The 26,443-nt window shown below is 64.3% G+C and carries 20 protein-coding genes; 12 read left to right on the forward strand and 8 right to left on the reverse strand.

Annotated elements, in window-relative coordinates; genetic code table 11:
* Positions 1 to 77 precede the first annotated feature (77 nt).
* The 3 genes from GCT13_RS03880 (at position 78) to GCT13_RS03890 (ending at position 4,816) form a co-directional block, all read left to right on the forward strand.
* A complete protein-coding gene (locus GCT13_RS03880; RefSeq protein WP_321574173.1) occupies positions 78 to 2,513 on the forward strand; it encodes a 3-hydroxyacyl-CoA dehydrogenase/enoyl-CoA hydratase family protein in 2,436 nt (811 codons plus the stop codon).
* A 235-nt stretch (positions 2,514 to 2,748) separates the two neighbouring features.
* On the forward strand, positions 2,749 to 3,948 hold the full coding sequence (locus tag GCT13_RS03885; RefSeq protein ID WP_152755443.1) for an acetyl-CoA C-acyltransferase: 1,200 nt from the start codon (positions 2,749 to 2,751) through the stop codon (positions 3,946 to 3,948).
* 103 nt (positions 3,949 to 4,051) lie between these two features.
* On the forward strand, positions 4,052 to 4,816 hold the full coding sequence (locus tag GCT13_RS03890; protein WP_152755444.1) for an enoyl-CoA hydratase: 765 nt from the start codon (positions 4,052 to 4,054) through the stop codon (positions 4,814 to 4,816).
* A 25-nt stretch (positions 4,817 to 4,841) separates the two neighbouring features.
* Here the strand turns inward: GCT13_RS03890 and fdhD are convergent, their stop codons facing one another.
* A complete protein-coding gene (gene fdhD, locus GCT13_RS03895; RefSeq protein ID WP_321574174.1) occupies positions 4,842 to 5,672 on the reverse strand; it encodes a formate dehydrogenase accessory sulfurtransferase FdhD in 831 nt (276 codons plus the stop codon).
* 139 nt (positions 5,673 to 5,811) lie between these two features.
* Between fdhD and GCT13_RS03900 the strand changes: the two genes are divergently transcribed.
* Positions 5,812 to 6,288: a nitrate reductase associated protein gene (locus GCT13_RS03900; RefSeq protein ID WP_152755446.1), complete on the forward strand. Its 477-nt coding sequence runs from the start codon at positions 5,812 to 5,814 to the stop codon at positions 6,286 to 6,288.
* A gap of 182 nt (positions 6,289 to 6,470) precedes the next feature.
* Positions 6,471 to 9,605 carry a sensor domain-containing protein gene (locus tag GCT13_RS03905; RefSeq protein ID WP_152755447.1) on the forward strand — a complete coding sequence of 1,045 codons (3,135 nt, stop codon included), beginning with the start codon at positions 6,471 to 6,473 and terminating at the stop codon, positions 9,603 to 9,605.
* Positions 9,606 to 9,669: 64 nt separating this feature from the next.
* Here GCT13_RS03905 and GCT13_RS03910 read toward each other — a convergent pair whose 3' ends face one another.
* Complete coding sequence (locus GCT13_RS03910; protein WP_152755448.1) at positions 9,670 to 10,065, reverse strand: acyl-CoA thioesterase; 396 nt, start codon at positions 10,063 to 10,065, stop codon at positions 9,670 to 9,672.
* A gap of 271 nt (positions 10,066 to 10,336) precedes the next feature.
* On the opposite strand from GCT13_RS03910, the gene GCT13_RS03915 reads away from it, so the two are divergent.
* Positions 10,337 to 12,226, forward strand: a complete 1,890-nt coding sequence (locus GCT13_RS03915) for an ABCB family ABC transporter ATP-binding protein/permease (RefSeq protein WP_152755449.1) — start codon at positions 10,337 to 10,339, stop codon at positions 12,224 to 12,226.
* A 28-nt stretch (positions 12,227 to 12,254) separates the two neighbouring features.
* Here the strand turns inward: GCT13_RS03915 and murU are convergent, their stop codons facing one another.
* Complete coding sequence (gene murU, locus GCT13_RS03920; RefSeq protein WP_152755641.1) at positions 12,255 to 12,953, reverse strand: N-acetylmuramate alpha-1-phosphate uridylyltransferase MurU; 699 nt, start codon at positions 12,951 to 12,953, stop codon at positions 12,255 to 12,257.
* Between the two features lie 28 nt (positions 12,954 to 12,981).
* Complete coding sequence (locus tag GCT13_RS03925; protein WP_152755450.1) at positions 12,982 to 14,076, reverse strand: aminoglycoside phosphotransferase family protein; 1,095 nt, start codon at positions 14,074 to 14,076, stop codon at positions 12,982 to 12,984.
* 226 nt (positions 14,077 to 14,302) lie between these two features.
* Here GCT13_RS03925 and GCT13_RS03930 point away from each other — a divergent pair, with 226 nt between their 5' ends.
* From GCT13_RS03930 to gloA, 6 genes are all read left to right on the forward strand, one after another.
* Entirely contained in the window at positions 14,303 to 16,669 is a 2,367-nt protein-coding gene (locus GCT13_RS03930) for an LPS-assembly protein LptD (protein ID WP_152755451.1), read from the forward strand.
* A 257-nt stretch (positions 16,670 to 16,926) separates the two neighbouring features.
* The gene (locus tag GCT13_RS03935) at positions 16,927 to 18,306 is read left to right on the forward strand and encodes a peptidylprolyl isomerase (RefSeq protein ID WP_321574175.1); all 1,380 of its coding nucleotides are present in this window, start codon (positions 16,927 to 16,929) and stop codon (positions 18,304 to 18,306) included.
* Positions 18,307 to 18,320: 14 nt separating this feature from the next.
* Entirely contained in the window at positions 18,321 to 19,322 is a 1,002-nt protein-coding gene (gene pdxA / locus GCT13_RS03940; protein WP_152755453.1) for a 4-hydroxythreonine-4-phosphate dehydrogenase PdxA, read from the forward strand.
* A 20-nt stretch (positions 19,323 to 19,342) separates the two neighbouring features.
* The gene (gene rsmA / locus GCT13_RS03945; RefSeq protein WP_152755454.1) at positions 19,343 to 20,173 is read left to right on the forward strand and encodes a 16S rRNA (adenine(1518)-N(6)/adenine(1519)-N(6))-dimethyltransferase RsmA; all 831 of its coding nucleotides are present in this window, start codon (positions 19,343 to 19,345) and stop codon (positions 20,171 to 20,173) included.
* Between the two features lie 206 nt (positions 20,174 to 20,379).
* Positions 20,380 to 21,507, forward strand: a complete 1,128-nt coding sequence (locus tag GCT13_RS03950; protein ID WP_152755455.1) for a porin — start codon at positions 20,380 to 20,382, stop codon at positions 21,505 to 21,507.
* Between the two features lie 111 nt (positions 21,508 to 21,618).
* Positions 21,619 to 22,005: a lactoylglutathione lyase gene (gene gloA, locus GCT13_RS03955; protein ID WP_087734069.1), complete on the forward strand. Its 387-nt coding sequence runs from the start codon at positions 21,619 to 21,621 to the stop codon at positions 22,003 to 22,005.
* Between the two features lie 43 nt (positions 22,006 to 22,048).
* Here gloA and GCT13_RS03960 read toward each other — a convergent pair whose 3' ends face one another.
* From GCT13_RS03960 to glyS, 4 genes are all read right to left on the reverse strand, one after another.
* On the reverse strand, positions 22,049 to 22,906 hold the full coding sequence (locus GCT13_RS03960; RefSeq protein WP_152755456.1) for a M48 family metallopeptidase: 858 nt from the start codon (positions 22,904 to 22,906) through the stop codon (positions 22,049 to 22,051).
* Between the two features lie 69 nt (positions 22,907 to 22,975).
* Positions 22,976 to 23,734: a lysophospholipid acyltransferase family protein gene (locus GCT13_RS03965; protein ID WP_152755457.1), complete on the reverse strand. Its 759-nt coding sequence runs from the start codon at positions 23,732 to 23,734 to the stop codon at positions 22,976 to 22,978.
* A gap of 37 nt (positions 23,735 to 23,771) precedes the next feature.
* Positions 23,772 to 24,332: a D-glycero-beta-D-manno-heptose 1,7-bisphosphate 7-phosphatase gene (gene gmhB / locus GCT13_RS03970; protein ID WP_152755458.1), complete on the reverse strand. Its 561-nt coding sequence runs from the start codon at positions 24,330 to 24,332 to the stop codon at positions 23,772 to 23,774.
* Positions 24,333 to 24,342: 10 nt separating this feature from the next.
* Positions 24,343 to 26,442, reverse strand: coding sequence for a glycine--tRNA ligase subunit beta (gene glyS / locus GCT13_RS03975; RefSeq protein WP_152755459.1), 2,100 nt, complete (start codon positions 26,440 to 26,442; stop codon positions 24,343 to 24,345).
* Position 26,443: the final 1 nt, after the last annotated feature.

Below are 26,443 nucleotides of genomic sequence, written 5' to 3' on the forward strand. Positions count from 1 at the left end.
ACACGCCGCGTCAAGGAGGCTACGTGCGCCTTCACGCGGCCACTCGCGACACCGCATAACTCTCCCGGAGGAACGACGTGAGCAATCTGATCATTCGCAAGGTCGCCGTGCTCGGCGCCGGCGTGATGGGCGCGCAGATCGCTGCGCACCTGATCAACGCCAGAGTGCCCGTGCTGCTGTTCGACCTGCCTGCAAAGGAAGGCCCGAAGAACGGCATCGCATTGAAGGCGATCGAGAACCTGAGGAAGCTGTCGCCGGCGCCGTTCGGCGTGAAGGACGACGCGCAATACATCCAGCCCGCCAACTACGACGACGACATCGGGAAGCTCGCCGAGTGCGACGTGGTGATCGAAGCGATCGCCGAACGCATGGACTGGAAGCACGATCTCTACAAGAAAGTGGCGCCGCACATCGGCGCGAATGCGATCTTCGCGACGAACACTTCGGGCCTGTCGATCACGGAATTGTCGAACGGCTTCTCCGACGAACTGAAGGCGCGCTTCTGCGGCGTGCACTTCTTCAATCCGCCGCGCTACATGCATCTGGTCGAGCTGATCCCGACCACGGCGACGCGCCCGGAAATTCTCGATCAGCTCGAAACGTTCCTGACGAGCGTCGTCGGCAAGGGCGTCGTGCGCGCGAAGGACACGCCGAACTTCATCGCGAACCGCGTCGGCGTTTTCTCGATTCTCGCCGTGATCGCGGAGGCCGCGAAGTTCGGCCTGCGCTTCGATGAAGTCGACGATCTGACGGGCAGCCGCCTCGGCCGCGCGAAGTCGGCGACGTTCCGCACGGCGGACGTCGTGGGTCTCGACACGATGGCGCACGTGATCAAGACGATGCAGGACAATCTCGCGGACGATCCGTTCTTCCCGGTCTACGAAACGCCCGCCGTGCTCGCCGGTCTCGTGAAGCAGGGCGCGCTCGGCCAGAAGACGGGTGCGGGTTTCTACCGGAAGGAAGGCAAGGCGATCAAGGTGCTCGACGCGAAGACGGGCGGCTATGTCGACGGCGGCGCGAAGGCCGACGAACTGGTCGGCCGGATTCTCAAGCGCCCGCCCGCCGAGCGTCTGAAGCTTCTGCGCGAAACGCAGCATCCGCAGGCGCAGTTCCTGTGGGCGATCTTCCGCGACGTGTTCCATTACATCGCCGTGCATCTGGAGTCGATCGCCGACAATGCGCGCGACGTCGATCTCGCGATCCGCTGGGGTTTCGGCTGGAACGAAGGCCCGTTCGAGGGCTGGCAGACGGCGGGCTGGAAGCAGGTCGCCGCGTGGGTGCAGGAAGACATCGCGACGGGCAAGGCACTGTCGAATGCGCCGCTGCCCGCGTGGGTGCTCGAAGGCCCCGTCGCCGAACACGGCGGCGTGCATACGAACGAAGGTTCGTGGTCGCCGGCTGAAACGCGCTTCGTGCCGCGCTCGTCGCTGTCCGTGTACGACAAGCAGGTATTCCGCGCCCCGCTCGCGGGCGAAACTGGCGTCGATCCGAAGACCTACGGCAAGACCGCGTTCGAAACGGATGCCGTGCGCGCGTGGGTCGACGATCGCGCGGGTGAGAACGACGTCCTGATCGTGTCGTTCAAGAGCAAGATGAACACGATCGGGCCGTCGGTGATCGACGGCCTCGTGCAGGCCATCGATGTCGCCGAGCAGGACTACAAGGCCGTCGTGATCTGGCAGCCGACATCGCTGAAGCTCGGCGCGCCGGGCGGTCCTTTCTCGGCGGGCGCGAATCTCGAAGAAGCGATGCCCGCATTCATGATGGGCGGCGCGAAGGGCATCGAGCCGTTCGTGAAGAAGTTCCAGCAGGGCATGCTGCGCGTCAAGTATTCGAACGTGCCTGTGGTCGCGGCCGTGTCGGGCATCGCGCTCGGCGGCGGTTGCGAGCTGGTGCTGCACAGCGCGAAGCGCGTTGCGCATATCGAGAGCTATATCGGCCTCGTCGAAGTGGGCGTCGGCCTCGTGCCGGCGGGTGGCGGCCTGAAGGAAGCCGCATTGCGTGCCGCAGAAGCGGCCGCGCAAGCCGGTGCGACGAACGATCTGCTGAAGTTCCTGCAAAAGCCGTTCGAAAACGCGGCGATGGCAAAGGTCTCGGGCTCCGCGCTCGACGCCCGCGCGATGGGTTATCTGAAGCCGTCGGACGCGATCGTCTTCAACGTCTTCGAACTGCTCGACACCGCGAAGAAGGAAGCGCGCGCGCTCGCCGCCGCGGGTTATCGTCCGCCGCTGCGCGTGACGCAGGTGCCCGTCGCCGGCCGCTCGGCGATTTCGACGATCAAGGCGTCGCTCGTCAACATGCGCGACGGCCGCTTTATCAGCGACCACGATTACCTGATCGCGAGCCGCATCGCGGAAGCGGTGTGCGGCGGCGATGTCGAGGCGGGCAGCTTCGTCGACGAAGAATGGCTGCTGACGCTCGAGCGTCGCGCGTTCGTCGAACTGCTCGGCACGCAGAAGACGCAGGAACGGATCATGGGCATGCTGCAAACGGGCAAGCCGGTGCGCAACTGAGTTGCGGGCAGACCGCATCCCTCTATGCATGGGATCGGAGTAGGTGCTCTGCATGGGGCTGGAGTAACTGCTAAAGCACCATCTCCAGCCGACAGCCAAAGCGTCAACTCTGGTCGACCGCAACAAGGTTGCATGGGACCAGAGTAGGTGCTCTGCATGAGGCTGGAGTAACTGCTAAAGCACCAACTCCAGCCGACAGCTAAAGCACCAACTCTGGTCGACAAAGGAGCTTCAAATGACAAAGCAATTGCAGGACGCCTATATCGTCGCCGCGAGCCGCACGCCGATCGGCAAGGCGCCGCGCGGAATGTTCAAGAACACGCGCCCCGACGAACTGCTGGTGCACGCGATCCGATCGGCTGTCGCGCAGGTGCCCGGCCTCGATACGTCGCTGATCGAAGACGCGATCGTCGGCTGCGCGATTCCCGAAGCCGAGCAGGGGCTCAACGTCGCGCGGATGGGCGCGTTGCTGGCGGGTCTGCCGAGCACGGTCGGCGGCGTGACGGTGAACCGTTTCTGCGCATCGGGCGTGACGGCGCTCGCGATGGCGGCGGACCGCATTCGCGTCGGCGAATCGGACGTGATGATCGCGGGCGGCTGCGAATCGATGAGCATGGTGCCGATGATGGGCAACAAGCCGTCGCTGTCGCCGCATATCTTCGACCGCAATGAGGACGTCGGCATCGCCTACGGGATGGGCCTCACGGCAGAGAAAGTCGCGGAGCGCTGGAAGGTGAGCCGCGAGCAGCAGGACCAGTTCTCCGTCGAATCGCACCGCAAGGCGATCGCCGCGCAGCAGTCGGGCGAGTTCAACGACGAGATCGCGCCGTACATGCTCACCGAGCGCTTTCCCGATCTGGCGACGGGCGAGATCAACGTGAAGACGCGCGAAGTGAAGCTCGACGAAGGCCCGCGCGCCGATACGTCGATGGAAGGTCTCGCGAAGCTGCGCACCGTGTTCGCGAACAAGGGCTCGGTGACGGCGGGCAACAGCTCGCAGACGTCGGATGGCGCGGGCGCGCTGATCGTCGTGTCGGAAAAGATCCTGAAGCAGTTCAACCTGACGCCGCTCGCGCGCTTCGTCAGCTTCGCCGTGCGTGGCGTGCCGCCGGAGATCATGGGCATCGGTCCGAAGGAAGCGATTCCCGCTGCGCTCAAAGCTGCGGGTCTCAGGCAGGACGATATCGACTGGATCGAGCTGAACGAGGCGTTTGCAGCGCAATCGCTCGCCGTGATCAACGATCTCGGCCTCGATCCGTCAAAGATCAATCCGCTCGGCGGCGCGATCGCGCTCGGTCATCCGCTCGGCGCGACGGGTGCGATTCGTGCTGCAACCGTCGTGCATGGACTGCGCCGGCGCAATCTGAAGTACGGGATGGTGACCATGTGCGTCGGGACGGGCATGGGCGCGGCGGGGATCATCGAGCGGCTGTAGTTCACCCTTAGTTCTCTATCGCCTGCGGGCCGCTCTTTGCCGCATTGATGCGGGCGGTCCGCCTGGCACGTGCAACACACCGACGACGTCGAGGAGTCACAAGATGGACATTCTGGTCGAACGCACAGCCGACGTGCTGGCGATAGCCTTCAATCGTCCCGACAAGAAGAACGCGATCACGGCCGCGATGTATCAGACGATGGCCGACGCGCTGGTTCAGGCGCAAGACGACGCTTCGGTGCGCGCGATCCTGATCCGCGGCAGCGTCGGCATTTTCAGCGCGGGCAACGATCTCGAAGACTTCTTGAAAAAGCCGCCCGTCAGCGAAGACGCGCCCGTGTTCCAGTTCCTGCGCGCGATCTCGGCGGCGGAAAAGCCGCTGGTGGCGTCGGTGGCGGGCGCGGCCGTCGGCGTGGGCACGACGCTGCTGTTGCATTGCGATTTCGTCTACGCGGCCGACACCGCGATGTTCTCGCTGCCGTTCGCGCAACTGGGCCTCTGTCCGGAAGCAGCGTCGTCGCTGCTGTTGCAGCGCGTCGCCGGCTATCAGGCGGCCGCCGAAAAGCTGATGCTCGGCGAAGCGTTCGACGCGAAGGAAGCGCAGCGCATGGGCTTCGTGAACCGCCTGCTGCCCGCGGCCGAAGTGGATGCGTTCGCGATGAAACAGGCGCAGAAGCTGGCCGCGCTGCCCGCATCGTCGCTGCGCGTGACCAAGCAGTTGATGAAGCGCGCCGCGCAGCACGAACTGCGCGCGCAGATGACCGACGAGGCCGTGCACTTCGCGAAGATGCTGCTCGCGCCCGAGGCGAAGGAAGCGTTCAACGCGTTCTTCGAGAAGCGCAAGCCGGACTTCCGGCAGTTCGACTGAACGGGGCCGCGTTCGCGAGCCGTCGTCAGACGGTGTCGTAATCGACGTAACTCGACTCGCGGCAGAAGCTCACGAGCCGCACGCCCGCTTCGCGCGCAATCGTGATCGCGAGCGACGAAGGCGCTGAAATGGTCGCGACCATCGGAATGTCGACGCGCGCGGCCTTGCGCACCAGCTCGTAGCTCGCGCGGCTCGACAGGAACACGAAGCCGTCCGTCGTATCGACGCGGTCCAGCACGAGCCGGCCGATCAGCTTGTCGAGCGCGTTGTGGCGGCCGACGTCCTCGAACGCATAGCGGATCGCGCCCGTCGCATCGCACCACGCGGCGGCGTGCAGGCCGCCCGTCATCTTCGTGAGCGCCTGATGTGCGGGCAGCTCCTTCGCGGCGCGGGCGATCGCATCGGGCGCGAGCCGTTGCAGAAAGCCGGTGTCGGGTATGCGTTCGGGCGTCAGGTCGAGCAGATCGATGCTTTCGATGCCGCACACGCCGCAGCCCGTTCTCCCGGACAGCGCGCGACGCTTCTCCTTCAGCGCGACGAATGCCTGCTGCACGACGGTCAGCTGCACTTCCGCGTGGGGCAATTTGCCGTCGCGGAACTCGACCTCGATGTCCTGAATGTGCGCGCCGCGCTCGACGATCCCCTCCGAAATCGCAAACCCGACCGCGAACTCCTCCAGATCGCGCGGCGTGCACATCATCACCGCATGCGAGATGCCGTTGAAGACGAGCGCAACGGGCCACTCCTGGCCGACATGATCGGTGACCGTTTCGACCATTTCTACCGCTTGGCCGCGGTGCCGGCGCACCGATTGCTCGATGACGCCCGGCTGTTCGCCCGTTTCCAGTTCGTTCACCTGCCTGCTCCTCTCATGCCGTGCAAAGGGTTGCTCCGCGTTGGCGGCAGTCGACGGCAGGGCCGCCGCGCCGCGAATAAGGTTCTAAAATACCTCAGACCGGCTTAGCGCGTTGGCCGCCGAACAAGAGGAATCTGCTATGGGACTCAATGATGCGCCGCTGCTGTTCAACTTCGAGATCGAATCTTCGGAGAATTTGAAATTTATCCCGATGGTCGTCCGCTTCAATCTCGACCGTTTCGGGCTGCGGATTTCGCTCGAACAATGGCAGATGCTGCCGCACGAAGACCGCACGCTGCTCGCGCGTTTTCCCGTCGACGAAGACACCGCGATCGAGCCGAACTTCGATCACGCGCTCTTCGAAATGATGCGCACGCACGCGAACGTCGAGCCCGAGTGGTTCTCGCCCGAGGATAACCCGGCGTGGCGCGACACCGCAGCCGTCCCCGAGACCGTGCTGCATCAGGCGAATCTCGCGAACCTGAGCCCGCCGGGCGTCGACGACTGGGCGCGGCTCGATCCGTTCAAGCGTTACGTGCTCGCCAAACTGGCACGCAAGAGCGCGAGCAACCACGATTTCCTGCCCGCGATGAAGGAATTCGGTCTCGCCGGCTGATCCCCGCGAAAGATTTTTTCGTTTTCACACTCAATCTCCTCCGAACGCTGCCGTTATCCAAAGATGGCGCGTAAGAGCGCTGCGCCCGGCGACGCGTCTCTCGTCCGGGGCGCCCGCGTGCGCCGCCTGTGAACGGCTCCCTCGCGGGCATCGCCTGCAGGATCGAACGACGTTCGGAACCTATGATCTCTTTCCTATCGAAGCGGCTGCTGATCAACCTGGCGGTCGTCGCCGCGGCTGTCGGCGCGAACGCCTTTGTCGCGTACACGCAGATTCGCGGACAGCGCGACGCCGATGAGCGAACGGTCCGTTCGACGGCCATTCGCGAGAATCTCGAAGCGTATCGCGCGACGCTCGACCACGGCCTGTCCGTGCTCGGCCGCTACGAGGCGGGGGGCATGGCGGCGCCCGCGAATGCGGGATCGGCGATGTCTGTGACGCTGGCGAAGCTCGAAACGACGCTGCGCGACCAGTTGGCGAGCGAACCGGCGATCGCCGCCGAGTTCGGCCGGCTCACGGCCGATGGCAGCCGTCTCCAGCAGGACATCGCGCTCGCGCTCGACGGGACGATGGCGCCCGGAGCGGACGACACGCGCGCCTGGGCGGCGCAAGCCTACACGCGCCTCGGCATGGAATCCGACCAGATCGACGAGCGCATCGGCCGGCTGCGCGACGAGGAGGACCGTGCGCTGAAGGCGGCGCTCGACGAATCGATGCGCGACACGCAGTACGCGACGCTCGTCCTCATCTCGACGCTGCTCGCGGGCAGCGGGCTTCTGATCTACACGTTCGGCGCGCGCGAAAACGTCGCGCGGGAAAAGCTGCGCATCGCGAAGGCGCTGCATCGCAACGACGAGCGGTTTCGCGGGCTGTTCGAAGAGCATCCCGTGCCGATGTACATCTTCGACCGCGAAACGCTGCGCTTTCTCGCCGTCAACGCCGCGGCCGTCCAGCAGTACGGCTACACGGAGAGCGACTTCCTGTCGATGACGATCCGCGACATCCGCCCGGGTTCCGAGGTCGCGCGGCTCGATTCGCATCTGCAGCGCAGCGACGCGACGCCGGGTGGCCCGCGCACGATGGCGGGCATCTGGCATCACCGCCGCAAGGACGGCTCGCTGATCAGCGCCGACATCTCGTATCACGCGATGACGTTCGTGGGCCGCCCCGCGCTCTTCGTGCTCGCCGACGACGTCACCGAACAGATCAACGCCGAAGCCGAAGCGCAGCGCTCGAACCAGATGCTCGAAACGGTGATCGACAACATCCCGCAGCGCATCTTCTGGAAGGGCAAGGACTTGCGCTATCTCGGCTGCAACATGGCGTTCGCGCGCGATGCGGGGCTTGCGTACCCGGAGCAGGTGATCGGCAAGCTCGACGAGGACATGCCGTGGCGCGCGTTCGCTGACAAGCTGCATCGCCACGACCTGGAGGTGATGAACTCGGGCGTGCCGAAGATGAACTTCGAAGTCGACGTGGTGATCGACGGCGTGCATCGCACGACGATGACGAGCAAGCTGCCGTTCACCGACGGCGAGGGCCGCGTGATCGGCGTGCTCGGCTCGTACACGGACATCACGGAGCGCAAGCGTGCCGATCTCGCGCTGCGTCTGCAAAGCCGCGCGCTCGATGCGAGCGTCAACGCGATTCTGATCACCGCGCCTTCGAACGAAGGCAATCTGATCGAATACGTGAACCCGGCGTTCAAGCGCATCACGGGCTACGATCCGCAGGAAGTGATCGGCCAGGACTGCCGCCTGTTGCAGCGCGACGACCGCGATCAGGACGGCATCGCCGCGATCCGTCAGGCGCTCGTGGCGAACCGCGAGGTGAGCGCGGTGCTGCGCAATTACCGCAAGGACGGCGCGCTGTTCTGGAATCAGCTGTATATCGCGCCCGTGCCCGATGCCGACGGACAGACCACGCACCACATCGCCGTCATCAACGACGTGACGGCGCTGATCCGCTATCAGGAGCAGCTCGAATATCAGGCGAACTACGACGGCCTCACGCGGCTGCCGAACCGCAATCTGCTGCGCGACCGCCTGCAACATGCGCTGATCGTCGCGGAGCGGCATCACAAGGGCGTGGCCGTCGTGTTCATCGATCTCGACGGCTTCAAGAACGTCAACGACAGCCTCGGGCACAGCGTCGGTGATCGTCTGTTGTCGGTGGTCGCGGACCGTCTCGCGCGTTGCGCGCGTGCGAGCGATACGGTGGCGCGTCACGGCGGCGACGAGTTCGTGATCGTGATGACGGATACCGTCGACGAGCAGTCGCTGATCGCGTGGATGGAGCGCGTGCGTGCGTCGATCTCTGAGCCGGTGTGGCTCGACGGCACGGAGTTGTACGTCGGGTGCAGCATGGGCGCGAGCCTGTTCCCGCAGGACGGCGACGACGCCGAAACGCTGATGAAGAAGGCCGATCTCGCGATGTATCGCGCGAAGGACATGGGCCGCAACACGTTCCAGTTCTATCAGCCGGAGATGAACGTGTCGGCGGGCGCGCGGCTCAACATGGAGCGGCGTCTGCGCCGCGCGCTGCGCGACAACGAATTCCTGCTGCACTATCAGCCGCAGGTCGATATCGAAACGGGCCAGGTGGTCGGCATGGAAGCGCTCGTGCGCTGGCGCGATCCCGAGGTCGGTCTGATTCCGCCGTCGCAGTTCATTCCCGTCGCCGAGGAAAGCGGTCTGATCGGGCCGCTGTCCGAATGGGTGCTGCGCGAAGCGTGCCGGCAGAACAAGGCATGGCAGGACGAAGGCCTGCCAGCCGCGCGCGTGTCGGTAAACTTGTCGGCGCGGCAGTTCCAGCAGCGCGACATTGCGAAGCTCGTGACGCAGGTGCTCGCCGACACTGGGCTTGAGCCGCAGTATCTGGAGCTCGAACTGACCGAGAGCACCATCATGCGCAACGCCGAAGAAGCCGTGACGATGCTCACCGAACTGCACGCGCTCGGCATCGGTCTCGCCATCGACGACTTCGGCACCGGCTATTCGAGCCTGAGCTATCTGAAGCGCTTCCCGGTGGACCGCTTGAAGATCGACAGATCGTTCGTGTCGGATATCGGCGAATCGTCGGACGATGAAACGATCACGTCGGCGATCATCGCGCTGGCGCACTCGCTGAATCTGCAGGTGATCGCGGAAGGCGTCGAGACGTCGACGCAACTCGACTTCCTCAAGGAGCGTGCGTGCGACGAGATGCAGGGTTACTTCTTTGCGAAGCCGCTGCCGCACGACGCGATTCCCGACATGCTGCAGCGAAGCGCGGACAATGCCGCGGAAAATGAGGACGTAGCCGCGGCGGACGCCTGATCGCGCGGCTTCCAGGCGTGAGCGTGCGAGGCGCCATGCAAGGCGGCGTCGCGATGTTCGAACCTCAGTCCAGCTGAGGCAGTGCGCGCGGACGGCGGTCGCTGTCCGTCGCGACATACGTGAGGGTCGCTTCCGTGACCTTCACCACTTCTTCCGCGAGGCTCATGCGCTGCGCGTAGACCTCGACGTCGACTGTGACCGACGTGTTGCCCGTCTTCACGATATCCGCGTAAAAGGTCAGCAGATCGCCGACGAACACCGGCTGCTTGAACACGAACGAATTGACTGCGATTGTCGCCACGCGGCCGTTCGCGCGGCGGCTCGCGGGAATCGAGCCGGCAATGTCGACCTGCGCCATGATCCAGCCGCCGAACACATCGCCGTGGACGTTCGCATCCGACGGTTGTGGAACGACGCGTAGCGCGCACGGTTTCTGCGGAAGTTGGAGAGTCTGGGTCATCGGGGTATCCATAAAAATCAGTTGGGCCGACAGCGGCAGCGGCGGATCTCACGACAACGGCACGACGGGAACGGCAAACGACGCTGGGTCAGCGCTGTGAAAGCGGCGCCAGCCGGCTTCTGCGACAATATTGTCGAATCAGGAATTGTACGGGAAAGCGCGTGCCGGAGCGCATCAGGCTCCGGGGCGCTTCTGGACGTTTCAGGCGCGTCCCCCGTCACATTTCCCATCAGTCACGCGTCACGCGTGCAGGCTCCCCCACAAAACAATCATGCGTCGCTATTCCGCTTCGTCCGAACCGCCGCCGATCTCGAACCAGCCGCGCAACGACTGGCAAACGATCGTCTCGCTGCTGCCGTACCTCGCGACGTACAAGTGGCGCGTCGTGCTGGCGCTCAGCTGCCTGATCGGCGCGAAGGTTGCGAACCTCGGCGTTCCCATCGTGATGAAGCGCATCGTCGACAGTCTCGCGTCGGTGCAGCATCTGACGGCGCTCGGGCGCGCGACGAATGCGCCCGGCATCGTGCTGCTCGGCGGCGTCGGGCTGCTGGTGGTCGCGTATGCCGTCGTGCGGCTGTCGACGTCGCTCTTCACCGAACTGCGCGAGATGCTCTTCTCGAAGGTGACGGAGAGCGCGGTGCGCCAGCTTGCGCTGAAAGTGTTCCGGCATCTGCATTCGCTTTCGCTGCGTTTTCATCTGGAGCGGCAGACGGGCGGCATGTCGCGCGACATCGAACGCGGCACGCGCGGCATCACGCAACTGATTTCGTACTCGCTGTACAGCATTCTGCCGACGCTCGTCGAAGTCGGTCTCGTGCTGGGCTTTTTCGTCGTCAAGTACGAGGCTTATTACGCGATCGTCACGTTCGTCGCGCTGGCCGCCTACATCACGTACACCGTCAAGGTGACTGAGTGGCGCACGCATTTTCGCCGCACGATGAACGAACTCGATTCGAAGGCGAACTCGCGCGCGATCGACTCGCTGCTGAACTACGAGACGGTCAAGTACTTCAACAACGAAGAGTGGGAAGCGATGCGCTACGACGAAAATCTGAAGCGCTATCGCGCGGCGGCGATCAAGTCGCAGAACTCGCTGTCGGCGCTGAACTTCGGGCAGCAGGCGATCATCGGCACCGGGCTGGTGTTCATCCTGTGGCGCGCGACGCAAGGCGTGATGGCGGGGCACCTCACGCTCGGCGATCTCGTGCTGATCAACACGTTCATGCTGCAGCTCTACATTCCGCTGAATTTTCTCGGCGTCGTGTATCGCGAGCTGAAGCAGAGTCTCACCGACATGGATCGCATGTTCACGTTGCTCGGCGCGTCGCGCGAAGTGCCTGACGCGCCCGATGCGTTGCCGCTCGCCGTGCGTGGCGCACAGGTCAGCTTCGAGCACGTGAACTTTGCGTATGAACCGTCGCGGTCCATTTTGCACGACGTGAGCTTCACGATTCCGGCGGGCACGACGACGGCTGTGGTCGGACACAGCGGCTCGGGCAAATCGACGCTCGCTCGCCTGCTGTTCCGCTTCTACGATCTGGATCGCGCGACGGGTGGTGCGATACGCATCGACGGACAGGATATTCGCGACGTGACGCAGGATTCGTTGCGGGCGTCGATCGGCATCGTGCCGCAGGACACCGTGCTCTTCAACGACACGATCTACTACAACATCGCGTATGGCCGTCCAACGGCGACACGCGACGAAGTGATTGCGGCGGCGCGCGCGGCGCACATACACGAGTTCATCGAGAGCCTGCCGAAGGGCTATGAGACGCCCGTCGGCGAACGGGGATTGAAGCTGTCGGGCGGCGAGAAGCAGCGCGTCGCGATCGCGCGCACGGTGCTGAAGAATCCGCCCATTCTGCTCTTCGACGAAGCGACGTCCGCACTCGATTCGCGCTCCGAGCGCGCGATCCAGCACGAACTCGATCAGATCGCGCGCGAACGCACGACGCTCATCATCGCGCACAGATTATCGACGGTCGTGCACGCGCAGCAGATCATCGTGATGGACAAGGGGCGCATCGTCGAGCGCGGCACTTTCGCTGAATTGATTTTGATGGGCGGGCTATTCGCGCAGATGTGGGCGTTGCAGCAGGAGCGCGCGGCGCACGGCGAAGAAGCGGTCGAAGAGCAGGGGAACGGGGCGGCGCACTGAGGGCGTCGCTTGCCTGCTCTTCTAACGCTTACGCGTTCTGCCCCACCAGCTGCCGATCGAGCGCATCGAGCTGCGCCGGCGTCCCGACGTTCTCCCACAGCCCTTCATAAAGCTCGCCGCTTGCGCGCCTCTGCGCAATCGCCTCGCGATAATACGGCGTGAGCGCGCGACGCGTGCCCGGCGCGAGATCGCGAAACATCCGCGTGTCATAGAGCCCGATGTTGCCGAACGTATAGCGCGGCGCGCCTTCGAGTGACAACACACCGTCGCTGTCCAGCGCGAAATCGCCGTTCGGATGAAACACGGGATTGGGCACCATCACCAGATGCATGCCCGGATCAGCCGCCTCGGCAAGCCGCGCCGCATGCACACGCAGCGCCGCGTAATCGAAGTCCGCGTACACGTCGCCGCTGACGGCCACGAACACCTCGGGCTTGCCCGCGTCTTCGAGCAGCGGCAGCGCCTGCGCAATGCCGCCCGCCGTCTCCAGCGCTTCATGCTCGGCGGAATAGCGCAGCGACAGGCCATACTGCGAGCCGTCGCCGAGCGCCGCTTCGATCTGCGCGCCGAGCCAAGCGTGATTGATCACGACGGTCGTGAAGCCGGCGCGCGCGAGCCGCTCGATCTGCCACTCGACCAACGCCTTGCCGCCGACCTTCAAAAGCGGCTTCGGGCAGGCATCCGTCAGTGGACGCATCCGTTCGCCGCGTCCGGCGGCGAAGATCATCGCTTTGTTCAAGTTGTTCACCCGTGCGTCAGAAGGTGTAGCCGACATCGACGGCGCGGCCTTCGAGGTCATCGAGCAGTTTCGCGAACGGCGCGAGCGGCCGGTAGCGTTCCGCGACCTTGCGCGCATAGCCGATGAAGCGCGGCAGGTCGGCCATGTAATGCGGCTTGCTGTCGCGATAGTTGATCCGGCAGAAAAGACCGAGCACCTTGATATGCCGTTGCAGACCCATCCATTCGACCTGGCGATAGAACTCGCCGAAATCGGCATCGACGGGCAGGCCGGCCTTCTTCGCGCGCTCCCAGTAGTACGCGAAGCAATCCAGTTCGAACTCTTCGTCCCAGCTGATGAACGCATCGCGAAGCAGCGACGCGACGTCATAGCTGATCGGCCCGTACACCGCGTCCTGGAAGTCGAGCACGCCCGGGTTCGGGCTCGCGATCATCAGGTTGCGCGGCATGAAATCGCGCAGCATGAAGACCTGCGGCTGCGCGCGCGCGCTCGCGATCAGCAGCGCGAATGTGCGGTCGAGCACGCCGCGCGCGTTGTCGTCGACCTCGCGCCCCAGGTGCCGGCCGATGAACCACTCGGGCATCAGCTCCATCTCGCGGCGCAGAAACGCTTCGTCGAACGGCGGCAGCACGTCTTCGCGCGAGGCGAGCTGCCAGCGGATCAGCGCGTCGAGCGCATCGCGCATCAGCTTTTTTGCGTCGCCCGCGCTGCCTTCCTTGAGCGCGCCCAGATATGACTGCGTGCCCAGATCGGTCACGAGCATGAAGCCCGCATCGAAATCGACTTCGAGCACGCGCGGCACATGCACGCCCGCGTCGGCCAGCAAACCCGCGACCTGGACGAATTCACGGCATTTTTCGGGTGGCGGCGCATCGACGGCGATGACCGTCGCGACGGCCGGATCGTTCGCGCCAAGGTCAGCGCCGCTGCCCGCGAGGCGGAAATAGCGGCGAAAGCTGGCATCGGCGGAAGCGGGCGCGAGCGTCGCGAGCTCGAGTCCATAGCGGTCGGCGTGGGTGCGCAGCCAGGCGCTCAGAAGATCGAGGCGGTGATCCGCGCGCGAAGCAGCGGAGGTGGCAGAAAAAGCGGAAGAAGCAGGGGGAAGCGTCATGAAATGCTGGTGACAAAATCGGGGTGGGCAACGTCTTGCCATATAATACCCCACGACTTTTTTGACGCGACTCGCGTCAGTTCTCGCGCATCTCCCGGATCGCCCGCCTTACCGCTGCATGAATCGTCAAGAGTTGTGCATTCGAAGCCCGACTGCACAGGCGGCAGCTTGTGATCGATGAACCGGGTGGATGAACTGACCGCAGAGCCGATACGCCAAACGATACATGCCGCCTAACAAGCTTTTCCCAACCACTCCCTCCTCTGACGGCCTGCCGCGCAGAAGGCGGCTCGCAGCGGCGCTGGTCGCCGTGCCGGGCCTGCTGCCCGCGCTCTCGCACGCGCAGTTGGCGGGAGAGGCGGCGCAGGCGCAGCCGATAGACGCGCCGTGGGGCCTGCGGCTTGCTCCACAACTCGAAGAACATCCGACGCCCAACGGTCAGAGCCCCGCGACCTTCGTGCTCGGCGACTCGACGACGGGCACGACCGACCAGGACATCGCCGCAAAAGGCTCGGCCGAAGTCCGCCGCGGCTATTCGGCGCTCAAGGCGGACGCGCTTCATTACGATCAGGATACGGACATGGCCGACGCGTACGGCAATGTCCATCTGTCGGGCAACGGCAGCGTGTTTACGGGGCCTGAAGCGCATATGAAGGTGGAGTCGAGCGAAGGCTTCATGACTTCGCCGAAGTATCGCTTCAACGCGACGGGCGGCTCGGGCAGCGCGGAACGCGTCGATCTGCTCGACAACGAGCGCTCGGTGTTCACGCGCGGCACGTACACGGCGTGCCAGTGCACCGACGATCCCGCGTGGTACATCAAGGGCAGCGAATTCGATTTCGATTCGGGCGCCGACGACGGCGTCGCGCACAACGGCGTGCTGTTCTTCCAGGGTGTGCCCGTGTTCGCGAGCCCGTGGCTGTCGTTCCCGCTGTCGGGCGCGCGGCGCAGCGGTCTGCTGCCGCCGACGGCGTCGCTCAGTTCGACCAACGGTTTCGAGCTGTCGCTGCCGTACTACTTCAACATCGCGCCGAACCGCGATCTGACGCTGACACCGCGCATCCTGTCGAAGCGCGGCGTGCAGACGCAAGCGAATTTCCGCTATCTGTCGCCCACCTATAGCGGGTCGATCACGGGCGAGTTCCTGCCCGACGACAAGATCACGAAGACGAACCGCTACGCGCTGTACATCCAGCACAACCAGAACTTCGGTTCGGGCTTCGGCGGGTACATCTACTACAACAAGGTCTCGGACAACACGTATCCGGAAGACCTGTCGTCGACGACGAACCAGTTCCTGAACGGCACGCAACTGCTGTATCAGCAGGAAGCGGGCCTCACGTACAACAACGGTCCGTGGTCCGTGCTCGCGCGCGAGCAGCACTGGCAGACGCTGCCGCCGTCCGTCGCGCCGTACGGCCGCGAGCCGCAGTTGAACGTGAAGTACACGAAGTACAACGTCGGCGGCTTCGACTTCGGCGCGGAAGCGGACTACACGCGCTTCCGGATCACGACGGCGGACGCGACGGAAGGCGATCGCGTCGTCTTCAATCCGTATCTGTCGTATTCCGTCGTCGGCCCGGGCTACTTCGTCACGCCGAAGGTGCAGTGGCACTTCGCGTCGTACGACCTGAGCAACATCGGGACGGGCGCGCCCGCCGGCCAGCCGAAGAACTTCACCGAGTCGGTGCCGACGTTCTCGTTCGATACCGGCCTGATCTTCGACCGCTCGGTGCGCATCTTCGGCGAGGACTATATCCAGACGCTGGAGCCGCGTCTGTACTACGTCTACACGCCGTTTCGCAACCAGAACTTCGCGCCGCTGTTCGATACGGCAGAGTCGGACTTCGGCCTCGCGGAAATCTTTACGCCGAACACGTTCGTCGGCAACGACCGCATCGCCGATGCGAACCGCCTGACGGCCGCGCTGACGACGCGTTTCCTGAACCCGGCCACGGGCGACGAGCGCGCGCGCTTCGTGATCGCGCAGCAGTACTATTTCCGCGATCAGCGCGTGACGCTGAACCAGTCGCAGACGACCGAACAGGCGACGCATTCGGACCTGATTCTCGGCGCGTCGCTGAAGCTCGGGGCCGGTTTCGCCTCGGAAACGGCGTTCCAATATAATGCGGACAACAACCAGCTGGTCAAAACCAGCGTCGGCTTCGGATACAGCCCGGAATCGGGCAAAGTCATCAACGTCGGATACCGCTACACGCGCGCCAACACGACGCTGGACAACCAGCCGATCAACCAGCTGCTGATCTCGGGCCAATGGCCGCTGACGCACCGCTTCTACGGCGTCGGGCGGATCAATTACGACCTGAAGGGACACCGCGCCGTCGACGCGCTGCTCGGCGTGCAATACGACGCGGATTGCTGGACGCTCGGCGTCGGCTTCCAGCGCTACGCAAACGGGATCAACTCGACGGGCGGCCAGTCGGCGGGTACGCGGGTGCTTGCGCAGTTGACGTTCAAGGGACTGTCGAGCGTCGACAACGGGCTGATGTCGGCGTTCCGCGCGAGCGTGGCGGGCTATACGCCGCTGCCGCCTCCGCCGCCGCCCGAATCGCAGTTCAACAACTACGAGTGACCGGGTCGCGAATGACTGGATCGCGAATGACGGATGCCGCGTCGTTCGCAGAAGGGAAAGGCAACTGTGTTGCATAGGATCGGAGTAAGGCGCTGAAGCGCCGATTCCAGGTCGACCGCAACCACGTTGCATGGGACGGGAGTAGGTGCTCTGCATGGGGCTGGAGTGAGTGCTAAAGCACTGACCCCAGCCGACAGCCAAAGCGCCAACTCACGTCGACAGACGGGCCGAGCGTGCCCGACATCATTGGAGTATCTGTGGCAATCATGAAAAAGCTTCGCCTGGCAACGTTCGCGACCGGCCTCGCTGCGGCCGCATCCATTCTGTTGGCGGCACCGGCGCACGCGCAGGCGCTCAATAGCGGCAACAACGCGCAAGCCGTCGATACGATCGCGGCTGTCGTCAACAACGGCGTCATCACGCAGCGCGAGCTGGACATGCGCGTCGGCCTGATCACGAAGCGGCTGAACCAGCAGCATGCGCCGATTCCGCCCGCCGATCAGCTGCGTCAGCAGGTGCTCAACCAGATGGTGCTGGAGCGCATCCAGCTGCAGAAAGCGCGCGAAGACGGCATCACCGTCGACGACGCAACGGTGCAGCGCACGCTCGAACGTCTCGCGCAGGCGAACAACATGCCGCTCGAAATGTACCGCGCGCGCATCGAGGCGCAAGGCGTGCCCTGGACGACCTTCACGGGTGACGCGAAGACGGAGCTGATCCTGTCGCGTCTGCGCGAGAAGGAAGTGGACAGCAAGATCACGGTGTCGGATGCCGAAGTGGCGAACTACATTGCAAGCCAGCGCGGGCCGACGGCCGGTCTCACGTCCGACCTGCACTTCGAGCACATCTTGCTGAAGGCGCCGCTCAACGCATCGCAGACGGACATCGAGGCCGCTCAGGCCAAGGCGAATTCGCTGCTCCAGGAAGCATCGAACGGCGGCAACTTCGCAAGGCTCGCGAAGGCCAATTCGCAGGCGCCGGACGCATCGAAGGGCGGCGACATGGGCTTTCAGCCGCCGTCGAAACTGCCGGCTGAATTCGTGACGGCGGCTTCGACGCTGCGTCCGGGCCAGGTCAATCCGTCCGTGATCCGCACCAACGACGGCTTCGAGATCGTGCGCCTCGTCGAGCGCCGTTCGGGCCAGGGCGCCACGACCGCCGACTCGACGAAGCTCGTGCAGACCCACGTGCGCCACATCCTGCTGCGCGTCGGCGAAGGCATGTCGGAACCGCAGGCACGCGAGAAGCTGGTCGAAATCAAGCGCGACATCCGGTCGGGCCAGGGCGATTTCGACAAGTTCGCGCGCACCTACTCGCAGGACGGCTCGTCGTCGCAAGGCGGCGATCTCGGCTGGATCAGCCCGGGCGAAACGGTGCCCGAGTTCGAGCGGGCGATGAACTCGCTGCAGGACGGCCAGATCAGCGAACCCGTGCGAAGCGAATACGGCTACCACCTGATCCAGGTGCTGGGCCGCCGCGAAGCGGAAGGCTCGGTTGCGCAGCAGATGGATCTCGCGCGTCAGGCCATCGGCCAGCGCAAGGCGGAACAGGCATATGCCGACTGGCTGCGTGAACTGCGCGACACCGCGTATATCGACTACAAGGCAGGCCCCGTCACGGGCACATCGATGCAATAAATTCCGGAGCCGTCATGACCGCTGATCAGCCCTCGAACGCACCGCTGAAAATCGCGATTACCACGGGCGAGCCGGCCGGCGTCGGTCCTGAACTGACGGCACTGGCGCTCGCCGCGGCGGGCGCGCACTGGCCCGATGCGCACTTCACGGTGCTCGGCGACAGCGGCCTGCTGGCCGAGCGCGCGAAGGCAGTCGGCATCGACTGGGCGGCGCAGCGGGGGCGCCGCATCGCGACGCAGCATCACGCGCTGGCCGTGCCCGCGCAGGCGGGCAAGCTCGACGCGAAAAACGGTCCGTATGTGCTCGGCCTGCTCGACGCGGCGATCGACGGCGCACTCGCCGGCACATTCGATGCAATCGTCACCGCGCCGCTGCAAAAGAGCACGATCAACGATGCAGGCGTGCCCTTCACCGGCCACACCGAATATCTCGCCGAGCGTACGCACACGCCGCACGTCGTGATGATGCTCGCCGGCACGGGTGCGCGGCCGCTGCGTGTCGCGCTCGCGACCACGCACCTGCCTTTGAAGGATGTATCGGCGGCATTGACCGTCGAGGGGCTCGTCGACACGCTGCGCATCATCGATCACGATCTGCGCCATCATTTCGGCCTGCCCGCGCCGCGCATTCTCGTCACGGGCCTGAATCCGCATGCGGGAGAAAACGGCTATCTCGGCCGCGAGGAGATCGACGTGATCTCGCCCGCGCTGAAGCTCGCCAACGACCAGGGCATCGACGCGCGTGGACCGTATCCCGCCGATACGCTGTTCCAGCCGCGCTATCTGAACGAAGCCGATTGCGTGCTCGCGATGTTCCATGATCAGGGCCTGCCCGTGCTCAAATACGCGACGTTCGGCGAGGGCATCAACGTGACGCTGGGTCTGCCCATCATCCGCACTTCCGTCGATCACGGCACGGCGCTCGATCTCGCGGGCACGGGCCGCGCGGATGCGGGCAGCCTGATCGCCGCGATCGACACCGCGGTTTCCATGGCGCGCAACCGCCGCGCCGCGTGATTTTTTCTTAAGCTTCTTCGATGTCCAACAGTTCAAGCAGACAGCACCAGGGCCACTTCGCGCGCAAGCGCTTCGGACAGAATTTTCTCGTCGACCTCGGCATCATCGATTCGATCGTCGACGTGATCCGTCCGCAACGCGGCGAACGCATGGTCGAAATCGGGCCGGGGCTGGGCGCGCTCACCGGGCCGCTGATCGAGCGTCTTGCGACGCCCGAAGCGCCGCTGCATGCCGTCGAACTGGACCGCGATCTGATCGGCCGTCTGAAGAAGAAGTTCGGCGATCTGCTCGAACTGCACGAAGGCGACGCGCTCGCGTTCGACTTCGGCTCGCTCGCGGCGGAAGGCGACAAGCCGACGCTGCGCATCGTCGGCAATCTGCCGTACAACATTTCGAGTCCGCTGCTGTTTCATCTTGCCGCTTTCGCCGAACGCGTGATCGATCAGCACTTCATGCTGCAGAACGAAGTGGTCGAGCGCATGGTCGCGGAGCCGGGCAGCAAGGCGTTCAGCCGGCTTTCGGTGATGCTGCAGTACCGCTATGTGATCGACAAGCTGCTCGACGTGCCGCCCGAATCGTTCCAGCCGCCGCCGAAAGTGGATTCGGCCATCGTCCGCATGATTCCGTACGCGCCGCACGAGCTGCCCGTCGTCGATGAAAAGACGCTCGGCAACCTCGTCACGGCGGCGTTCTCACAGCGTCGCAAGATGCTGCGCAACACGCTGACGAGCTATCGCAATGCCGTCGATTTCGACGCGCTCGGCTTCGATTTGCAACGCCGCGCGGAAGACGTGCCCGTCGAAGAGTACGTGGCCGTCGCGCAGGCCGTTTCGCGCGCAGCGGGCGGTTAGCCGGAGATCATGCAACGCCGCTCGTTGCATTTGCACGGATCAGTGTAGACAGCCCGCAACATGCGGGCTTTCTTTTATCTTTCTGACGCATCACACAGATTAATCTTACGCATTTGCCTGCGCTCGCCCGTTCGCGCTGGCCGCCGCACCGCTTGATGACTTTCCCTGGCAATTCAAATCGAATGCATGCTGGTTGAGGAGACGGTATGACGAAGGTGAGCAAGAGGCTTCTGTTTTGCGCCTGCACGGCGCTTGCGCCCATGTTGACGGCTACGACGGCGCACGCGCAATCGAGCGTCACGCTATACGGAATCGTCGACGAAAGCGTCCGCTATATGACGCATGTGAACACGAAGGGCGATTCGAGCGTGGGCCTCGGCAACGGCGGCATGTCGGAGAGCCGCTGGGGCTTGCGCGGCGTCGAGGATCTGGGCGGCGGCTGGTCCACCTTCTTCAAGCTCGAAAATCGCATCTTCATCAACAGCGGCCAGAGCGATCCGACTCTGCCGTTCTTCAACGAAGCGCAGATCGGCGTGCAGTCGTCGTCGTATGGCAAGCTGATCTTCGGGCGCATGCCGAACGTGCTGATCGAGGGCATCACGATCGGCGGCTACGGCAGCAATCCGTGGATTCCGTACGACTTCAGCTTCCAGCCCGAAGTGACGATGTCGGGCGGTATCTGGACGAGCAATCAGGTCCAGTATCAGGCGCGCACGCATGACCTGCTGTTCTCGGCGGCCTATGCGTTCGGCGGCGTCGCGGGGCATACGTCTTATGGCTCGCAGTTCGGCGCGGCTGCCGCTTATACGCCGCACGGCGGGCCCGTGAATTTCGGCGGCGCATACGAGGAGTCGCGCGATTCGGTGAACGGGAGCACCGCGAAAGCGTGGACATTCGGCGCATCGTACACATGGGACCAGACGCGTTTCGCGCTCGGCTATATCGTCAACCGCAACGACCCGGGCTTTTCGAACTTCGCGAACGGACCGTTCACGGCCCCCGTGCTGGCCGCGCTGAAGTACACGGACTTCTCACGCCGACGCATGATACTGGGCGGCATCACGCAGCAGGTGGGCGCCGCATGGCATTTCGCTGCGAACGTGTGGCGGACCTTGCAGGACGGCAAGACGCATGCGCAGGACGGCTCCGCGTGGCAGTATCAGCTGGTCGCCGACTACAACTTGTCCAAACGCACGGACGTCTATCTCGAAGCCGATTACGCGCTGTATCGCGGCGATCTGATCGGCGCACAATTGCAGGGCGTCAACAGCGTCGGCCTCGCACAGAAGGGCTCGCAGATCGGCATGATGGCGGGGCTGCGGCACCTGTTCTGAGCACGCGGCGCACGCGAACGAGGACGACGCCGCGACTTCGCCGTCTGCGGCCGCGCGGCTTTTTCTGTACATTTACGTCCTCGACATCACCAAGCAACAGGGGAGTACACGATGCGCCTTCTTCACACGATGCTTCGAGTCGGCAATCTCGACCGCTCGATCAAGTTCTACACGGAGCTGCTCGGCATGAAAGTGCTGCGCCGCAATGACTATCCGGAAGGCAAGTTCACGCTCGCCTTCGTCGGCTACGAAGACGAAAAAGACGGCACGGTGATCGAGCTCACGCACAACTGGGACACCGAGTCGTACGACATGGGCAACGCATTCGGCCACCTCGCTGTCGAAGTCGACGATGCGTATGCGGCATGCGAGAAGATCAAGCAGCAGGGCGGCACGGTGGTGCGCGAGGCGGGTCCGATGAAGCACGGCACGACTGTGATCGCGTTCGTCACCGACCCGGACGGCTACAAGATCGAATTCATTCAGAAGAAGTCGTGATGTAAAAACGAAAGCGCCGGATGATGAGTCCGGCGCTTTTGCTTTACAGCGTAGGCAGCAACTCAGGCGGATGATGCTTGAGCGTCTGCCGCGCTTCCTTGAACTCTGGGAAGATCGATTCGACCGTCTGCCAGAAACGCGGACTGTGGTTCATCTCGCGCAGATGCGCGAGTTCATGCGCGGCCACATAGTCGATGATCGACAGAGGGAAGTGAATCAGCCGCCAGTTCAGCCGGATCTTGCCGTCGCTCGAACAACTGCCCCAGCGCGTCGCCGCCGATGACAACGCATACGCGCGATACGTGACGCCCAGCTTCTGCGCATACACATCGAGGCGTTCACCGAAGATGCGCTTCGCCTCGCCTTGCAGCCAGCCTTGCACGCGGTCCTTGATCTGCTGCGGATCGGCGTGCGTGGGCAACGGCAGCGCGAGCATGTTCTGCTCCGCATCGAATGCGACGAGGCCGTTTGGTGCAGCAAGCGTCACGCGCACAGTCTGTCCGAGATACGGCAGCTCGGCGCCGTCTTTCCAGTCGACGCGCGGCATCACGCGCTGTTCGGTGCGCGTCTGCCATTCGGTGAGCTTCGTGAAAATCCAGCGCTGTTTTTCGGAGATCGCCGTTTCGATGTCGGTAAGCGTGACCCAGCGCGGCGCCGTGATCGTGAGCCCCGTGCTGTCGATCGCGAAGCCGATCGAGCGGCGCGACGAGCGCTTCAACGCGTAATACAGCGTGCGCGCGCCGAGCGTGACGCTGCGCAGTTTCGAACCGTCGGGAGCAAGGGGAACGGCGGGCTTGGACTGCGGCGGCGCGGCAGACTGGCCCGGCTCGTCGAAGAGCGGCAGATCGAGTTGCCGGCTATCGAGCGCCGCAGCAGGCTGCGGCTTTGGAGACTTCTGCATCGGACTCACTTCGCGCTGATACGTCGCGCGGGGCACGCGTGCTGCACGTGCCCGTTGCGGCGTGGCGCGTCAGATACGGGCGGCGGCGGGCGAATTCTGCTCGACGCCATAAGCGGATGGATCGATGCGGCGCATTTCGGCTTCGATCCACGTTTCGACGCGCGTGTTCACTTCGTCGGGCGTGAGCCCGGTGGTGTCGATCGGTTTGCCGATCGACACTGTGACTATACCCGGATATTTCGTAAACGAGTTACGGGGCCACACGCGCCCCGCGTTGTGCGCGATGGGAACGACGACTGTGCCCGTCGCGACTGCGAAGCGCGCGCCGCCCGTCTTGTACTTGCCCTGCTTGCCCGTCGGCGTGCGCGTGCCTTCGGGGAACATGATGATCCATGCGCCTTCCGCCAGGCGGTGCGCGCCCTGCCTCGTCACCGACGCAAACGCGTTCTTGCCTTCCTTGCGGTCGATGTGAACCATCTTCAGCAAGCCGAGCGCCCAGCCGAAGAACGGCACGTACAGCAGCTCGCGCTTGAACACATAGCACAGCGGGCGCGGCATCAGCGCAGGGAACGCGACCGTCTCCCATGCGGACTGATGCTTCGACAGCAGCACGGCCGGACCGCGTGGCAGATTCTCCATGCCTTGCACTTCGTAGCGGATACCGTTCAGCACGCGCACGACGGCGAGCGTCACGCGGCACCAGCCGACGGCCATCCAGTAGCGGTTGTCGGCGCGCATGAACGGAAACGCGAAGAAGCACGCGGTCGCGTACGGAATCGTGAAGACCGCGAAGAAGATCAGCAGCAACAGCGATCGGATGAAGCGCATCGGTGTGGTCGGTGAGATGAGAGCGCGCCCGTGCGCGTCATTCTTGTTCTTCGGCGAGGAAATCGAGCGCGAAGGCACGCAGGTCGTCATGCACGCGCGTGCCTTCGGGCAGACCGCCTGCCGCGAGCGTCTTCTTGCCCTTGCCCGTCAGCACCAGATGCGGGACGAAACCGAGCGCGGTGGCCGCCTGCAGATCGCGCAGCGAATCGCCGACTGCGGGCGTTTCGGACGGCTCGATCTCGAAGCGCTCGGCGATCAGCTTCAGCATGCCGGGCTTCGGCTTGCGGCACTCGCAGTGATCTTCCGCCGTGTGCGGGCAGAAGAACACCGCGTCGATGCGTCCGCCAACAGCCGCCGCCGCGCGATGCATCTTCAGATGCATCGCGTTGAGCGCGTTCATGTCGAACAGACCGCGGCCGATGCCCGACTGGTTCGTCGCGATGGCGACGCGATAGCCGGCCTGATTCAGCCGCGCGATCGCTTCGAGGCTGCCGGGCAGGGCAACCCACTCATCGGGCGACTTGATGTACGCGTCCGAGTCGACGTTGATCACGCCGTCCCGGTCGAGCACCACGAGTTTCTTTGCGCTAATTGGCATGATGTGGTGCTCAGGCGGCGAGGCGAGAAATATCGGCGACGCAGTTCATCTGCTGATGCAGCGCGCCGAGCAGCGCAAGGCGATTCGCGCGCAGCGCCGGATCTTCGGCATTGACCATCACGTCGTTGAAGAACGTATCGACGGGTTCGCGCAGCGCCGCGAGCGCCGATAGCGCGCCCGTGTACTGACGCTCGGCCAGTTGCGACTGCACGCGCGGCGTGACCTGTTCGAGTTGCGCATGCAGCGCCTTTTCGGCTGCTTCGATGAGCAACGCGATATCCACGCCGTCGACCTTCGCGCCCTCCGACTTCTTCAGGATGTTCGAGATGCGCTTGTTCGCGGCCGCAAGCGATGCCGCTTCGGACAGCGCCGCGAATTCGCGTACGGCGTCGAGACGCGCGACGACGTCGTCGAATCGCGTCGGGTTCAGCGCGAGCACGGCATCGATTTCGCCGACGGCATAGCCGCGCTCGCGCAGCAGGCCGCGCAGACGGTCGATGCAGAACTCGTAGATGGCCTGCGTCGAATCGGCGACGTTCGGTACGTTTGCGAATTGCGCGTAAGCGGCGCGCAGCAACTCGACGAGATCGACGGGCAACTGCTTCTCGACGAGAATGCGCAGCACGCCGAGCGCGTGACGGCGCAGCGCGAACGGATCTTTTTCGCCTGTCGGCTGAAGGCCGATGCCCCAGATGCCGGCGATCGTTTCGAGCTTGTCGGCGAGCGCGACGACTGTGCCCGTCGCCGTCGACGGCAATGCGTCGCCGGAGAAGCGCGGCTGATAGTGTTCCGTGCACGCGAGCGCAACCTCTTCCGGCTCGCCGTCGTGGCGCGCGTAGTACGTGCCCATCGTGCCCTGCAGCTCGGGGAATTCGCCGACCATGTCGGTCAGCAGGTCGGCCTTCGCGAGATGCGCGCCGCGCTTCGCGAGCGCGACGTCCGCGCCGATCATCTGCGCGATCACGGCCGACAGCGCTTCGACGCGCTCGACGCGTTGCAGCGCCGAGCCGAGCTTGTTGTGATAGACGACGTTCGCGAGTTGCGGCACACGCTCGGCGAGCGGCTTCTTCTTGTCGTGCTCGAAGAAGAACTTCGCGTCGGCGAGACGCGGACGCACGACACGCTCATTGCCTTCGACAATCTCGACAGGCGTCTTCGTCTCGATGTTCGACACGATCAGGAAGCGCGAGCGCAGCTTGCCGTTCGCATCGGTGAGCGCGAAGTATTTCTGGTTCGTCTGCATCGTGAGGATCAGGCATTCCTGCGGCACTTGCAGGAACTCGTCCTCGAACTTGCATGCGTAGACGATGGGCCATTCGACCAGCGACGTCACTTCGTCGAGCAGCGACTCGGGCATCACCACCTGATCGCCGTTCGCTTGCGCGAGCAGATGCGTGCGGATCGTTTCCTTGCGGTCCGCGAAATTCGGCACCACGTGACCCTTGTGCATCAGCGTGTCGGCGTAATGATCCGCGTGCTGTATCTGCACGTAGCCTTCGGACAGAAAGCGGTGGCCGAGCGTCGTGTCGTCGGCATCGATGCCGAACGCGGTGACGGGCACGACGTGGTTGTCATGCAGCACCGTCAGGCGATGCACGGGGCGCACGAACTGCACGTTCGAGCCGTCCGGACGCTGGTACGTCATGACCTTCGGAATGGGCAGCTTCGCGAGCGTTTCGTCGAGCGCGGCTTGCAGTCCTTCGGCGAGCGTCGCGCCGGGCGCCGCGTAGCGCAGGAAGAACGCATCGGCCTTGCCGTCGTTCGCGCGTTCGAGATCGTTCACCGAGAAATCGGGGAAGCCGAGCGCCGCGAGTTTCTTCGCGAGCGGCGGCGTGGGCTGGCCGTTCGCATCGAGCGCGACGGAGACGGGCAGCACTTTTTCTCGCACGTGCTTTTCCGGCGCGACAGTGCGCACGTTCTTCACGGTCACGGCGAGACGGCGCGGCGTCGCGTAACGCTGGAACGACAGTTCGCCTTCGATCAGATCGCGCGCGGCGAGGCGTTGCGCGATGCCTTCCGCGAACGCATCGCCAAGACGCGCGAGCGCTTTGGGCGGCAGTTCCTCGGTCAGCAGTTCAACGAGCAGGGTGGCTTGATGGGATTGCGTCATG

This window comes from Paraburkholderia franconis, from assembly GCF_009362735.1.
Taxonomy (GTDB): Bacteria; Pseudomonadota; Gammaproteobacteria; order Burkholderiales; family Burkholderiaceae; genus Paraburkholderia; species Paraburkholderia franconis.

Excerpts from the sequence above, each read along its gene's own strand:
- GCT13_RS03885 (WP_152755443.1), top strand. The coding sequence starts at position 2,749 with ATGACAAAGCAATTGCAGGACGCCTATATCGTCGCCGCGAGCCGCACG.
- GCT13_RS03890 (WP_152755444.1), top strand. The coding sequence starts at position 4,052 with ATGGACATTCTGGTCGAACGCACAGCCGACGTGCTGGCGATAGCCTTC.
- GCT13_RS03900 (WP_152755446.1), top strand. The coding sequence starts at position 5,812 with ATGGGACTCAATGATGCGCCGCTGCTGTTCAACTTCGAGATCGAATCT.
- GCT13_RS03905 (WP_152755447.1), top strand. The coding sequence starts at position 6,471 with ATGATCTCTTTCCTATCGAAGCGGCTGCTGATCAACCTGGCGGTCGTC.
- GCT13_RS03910 (WP_152755448.1), bottom strand. The coding sequence starts at position 10,065 with ATGACCCAGACTCTCCAACTTCCGCAGAAACCGTGCGCGCTACGCGTC.
- GCT13_RS03915 (WP_152755449.1), top strand. The coding sequence starts at position 10,337 with ATGCGTCGCTATTCCGCTTCGTCCGAACCGCCGCCGATCTCGAACCAG.
- murU (WP_152755641.1), bottom strand. The coding sequence starts at position 12,953 with ATGATCTTCGCCGCCGGACGCGGCGAACGGATGCGTCCACTGACGGAT.
- GCT13_RS03925 (WP_152755450.1), bottom strand. The coding sequence starts at position 14,076 with ATGACGCTTCCCCCTGCTTCTTCCGCTTTTTCTGCCACCTCCGCTGCT.
- GCT13_RS03930 (WP_152755451.1), top strand. The coding sequence starts at position 14,303 with ATGCCGCCTAACAAGCTTTTCCCAACCACTCCCTCCTCTGACGGCCTG.
- pdxA (WP_152755453.1), top strand. The coding sequence starts at position 18,321 with ATGACCGCTGATCAGCCCTCGAACGCACCGCTGAAAATCGCGATTACC.
- rsmA (WP_152755454.1), top strand. The coding sequence starts at position 19,343 with ATGTCCAACAGTTCAAGCAGACAGCACCAGGGCCACTTCGCGCGCAAG.
- GCT13_RS03950 (WP_152755455.1), top strand. The coding sequence starts at position 20,380 with ATGACGAAGGTGAGCAAGAGGCTTCTGTTTTGCGCCTGCACGGCGCTT.
- gloA (WP_087734069.1), top strand. The coding sequence starts at position 21,619 with ATGCGCCTTCTTCACACGATGCTTCGAGTCGGCAATCTCGACCGCTCG.
- GCT13_RS03960 (WP_152755456.1), bottom strand. The coding sequence starts at position 22,906 with ATGCAGAAGTCTCCAAAGCCGCAGCCTGCTGCGGCGCTCGATAGCCGG.
- GCT13_RS03965 (WP_152755457.1), bottom strand. The coding sequence starts at position 23,734 with ATGCGCTTCATCCGATCGCTGTTGCTGCTGATCTTCTTCGCGGTCTTC.
- gmhB (WP_152755458.1), bottom strand. The coding sequence starts at position 24,332 with ATGCCAATTAGCGCAAAGAAACTCGTGGTGCTCGACCGGGACGGCGTG.
- glyS (WP_152755459.1), bottom strand. The coding sequence starts at position 26,442 with ATGACGCAATCCCATCAAGCCACCCTGCTCGTTGAACTGCTGACCGAG.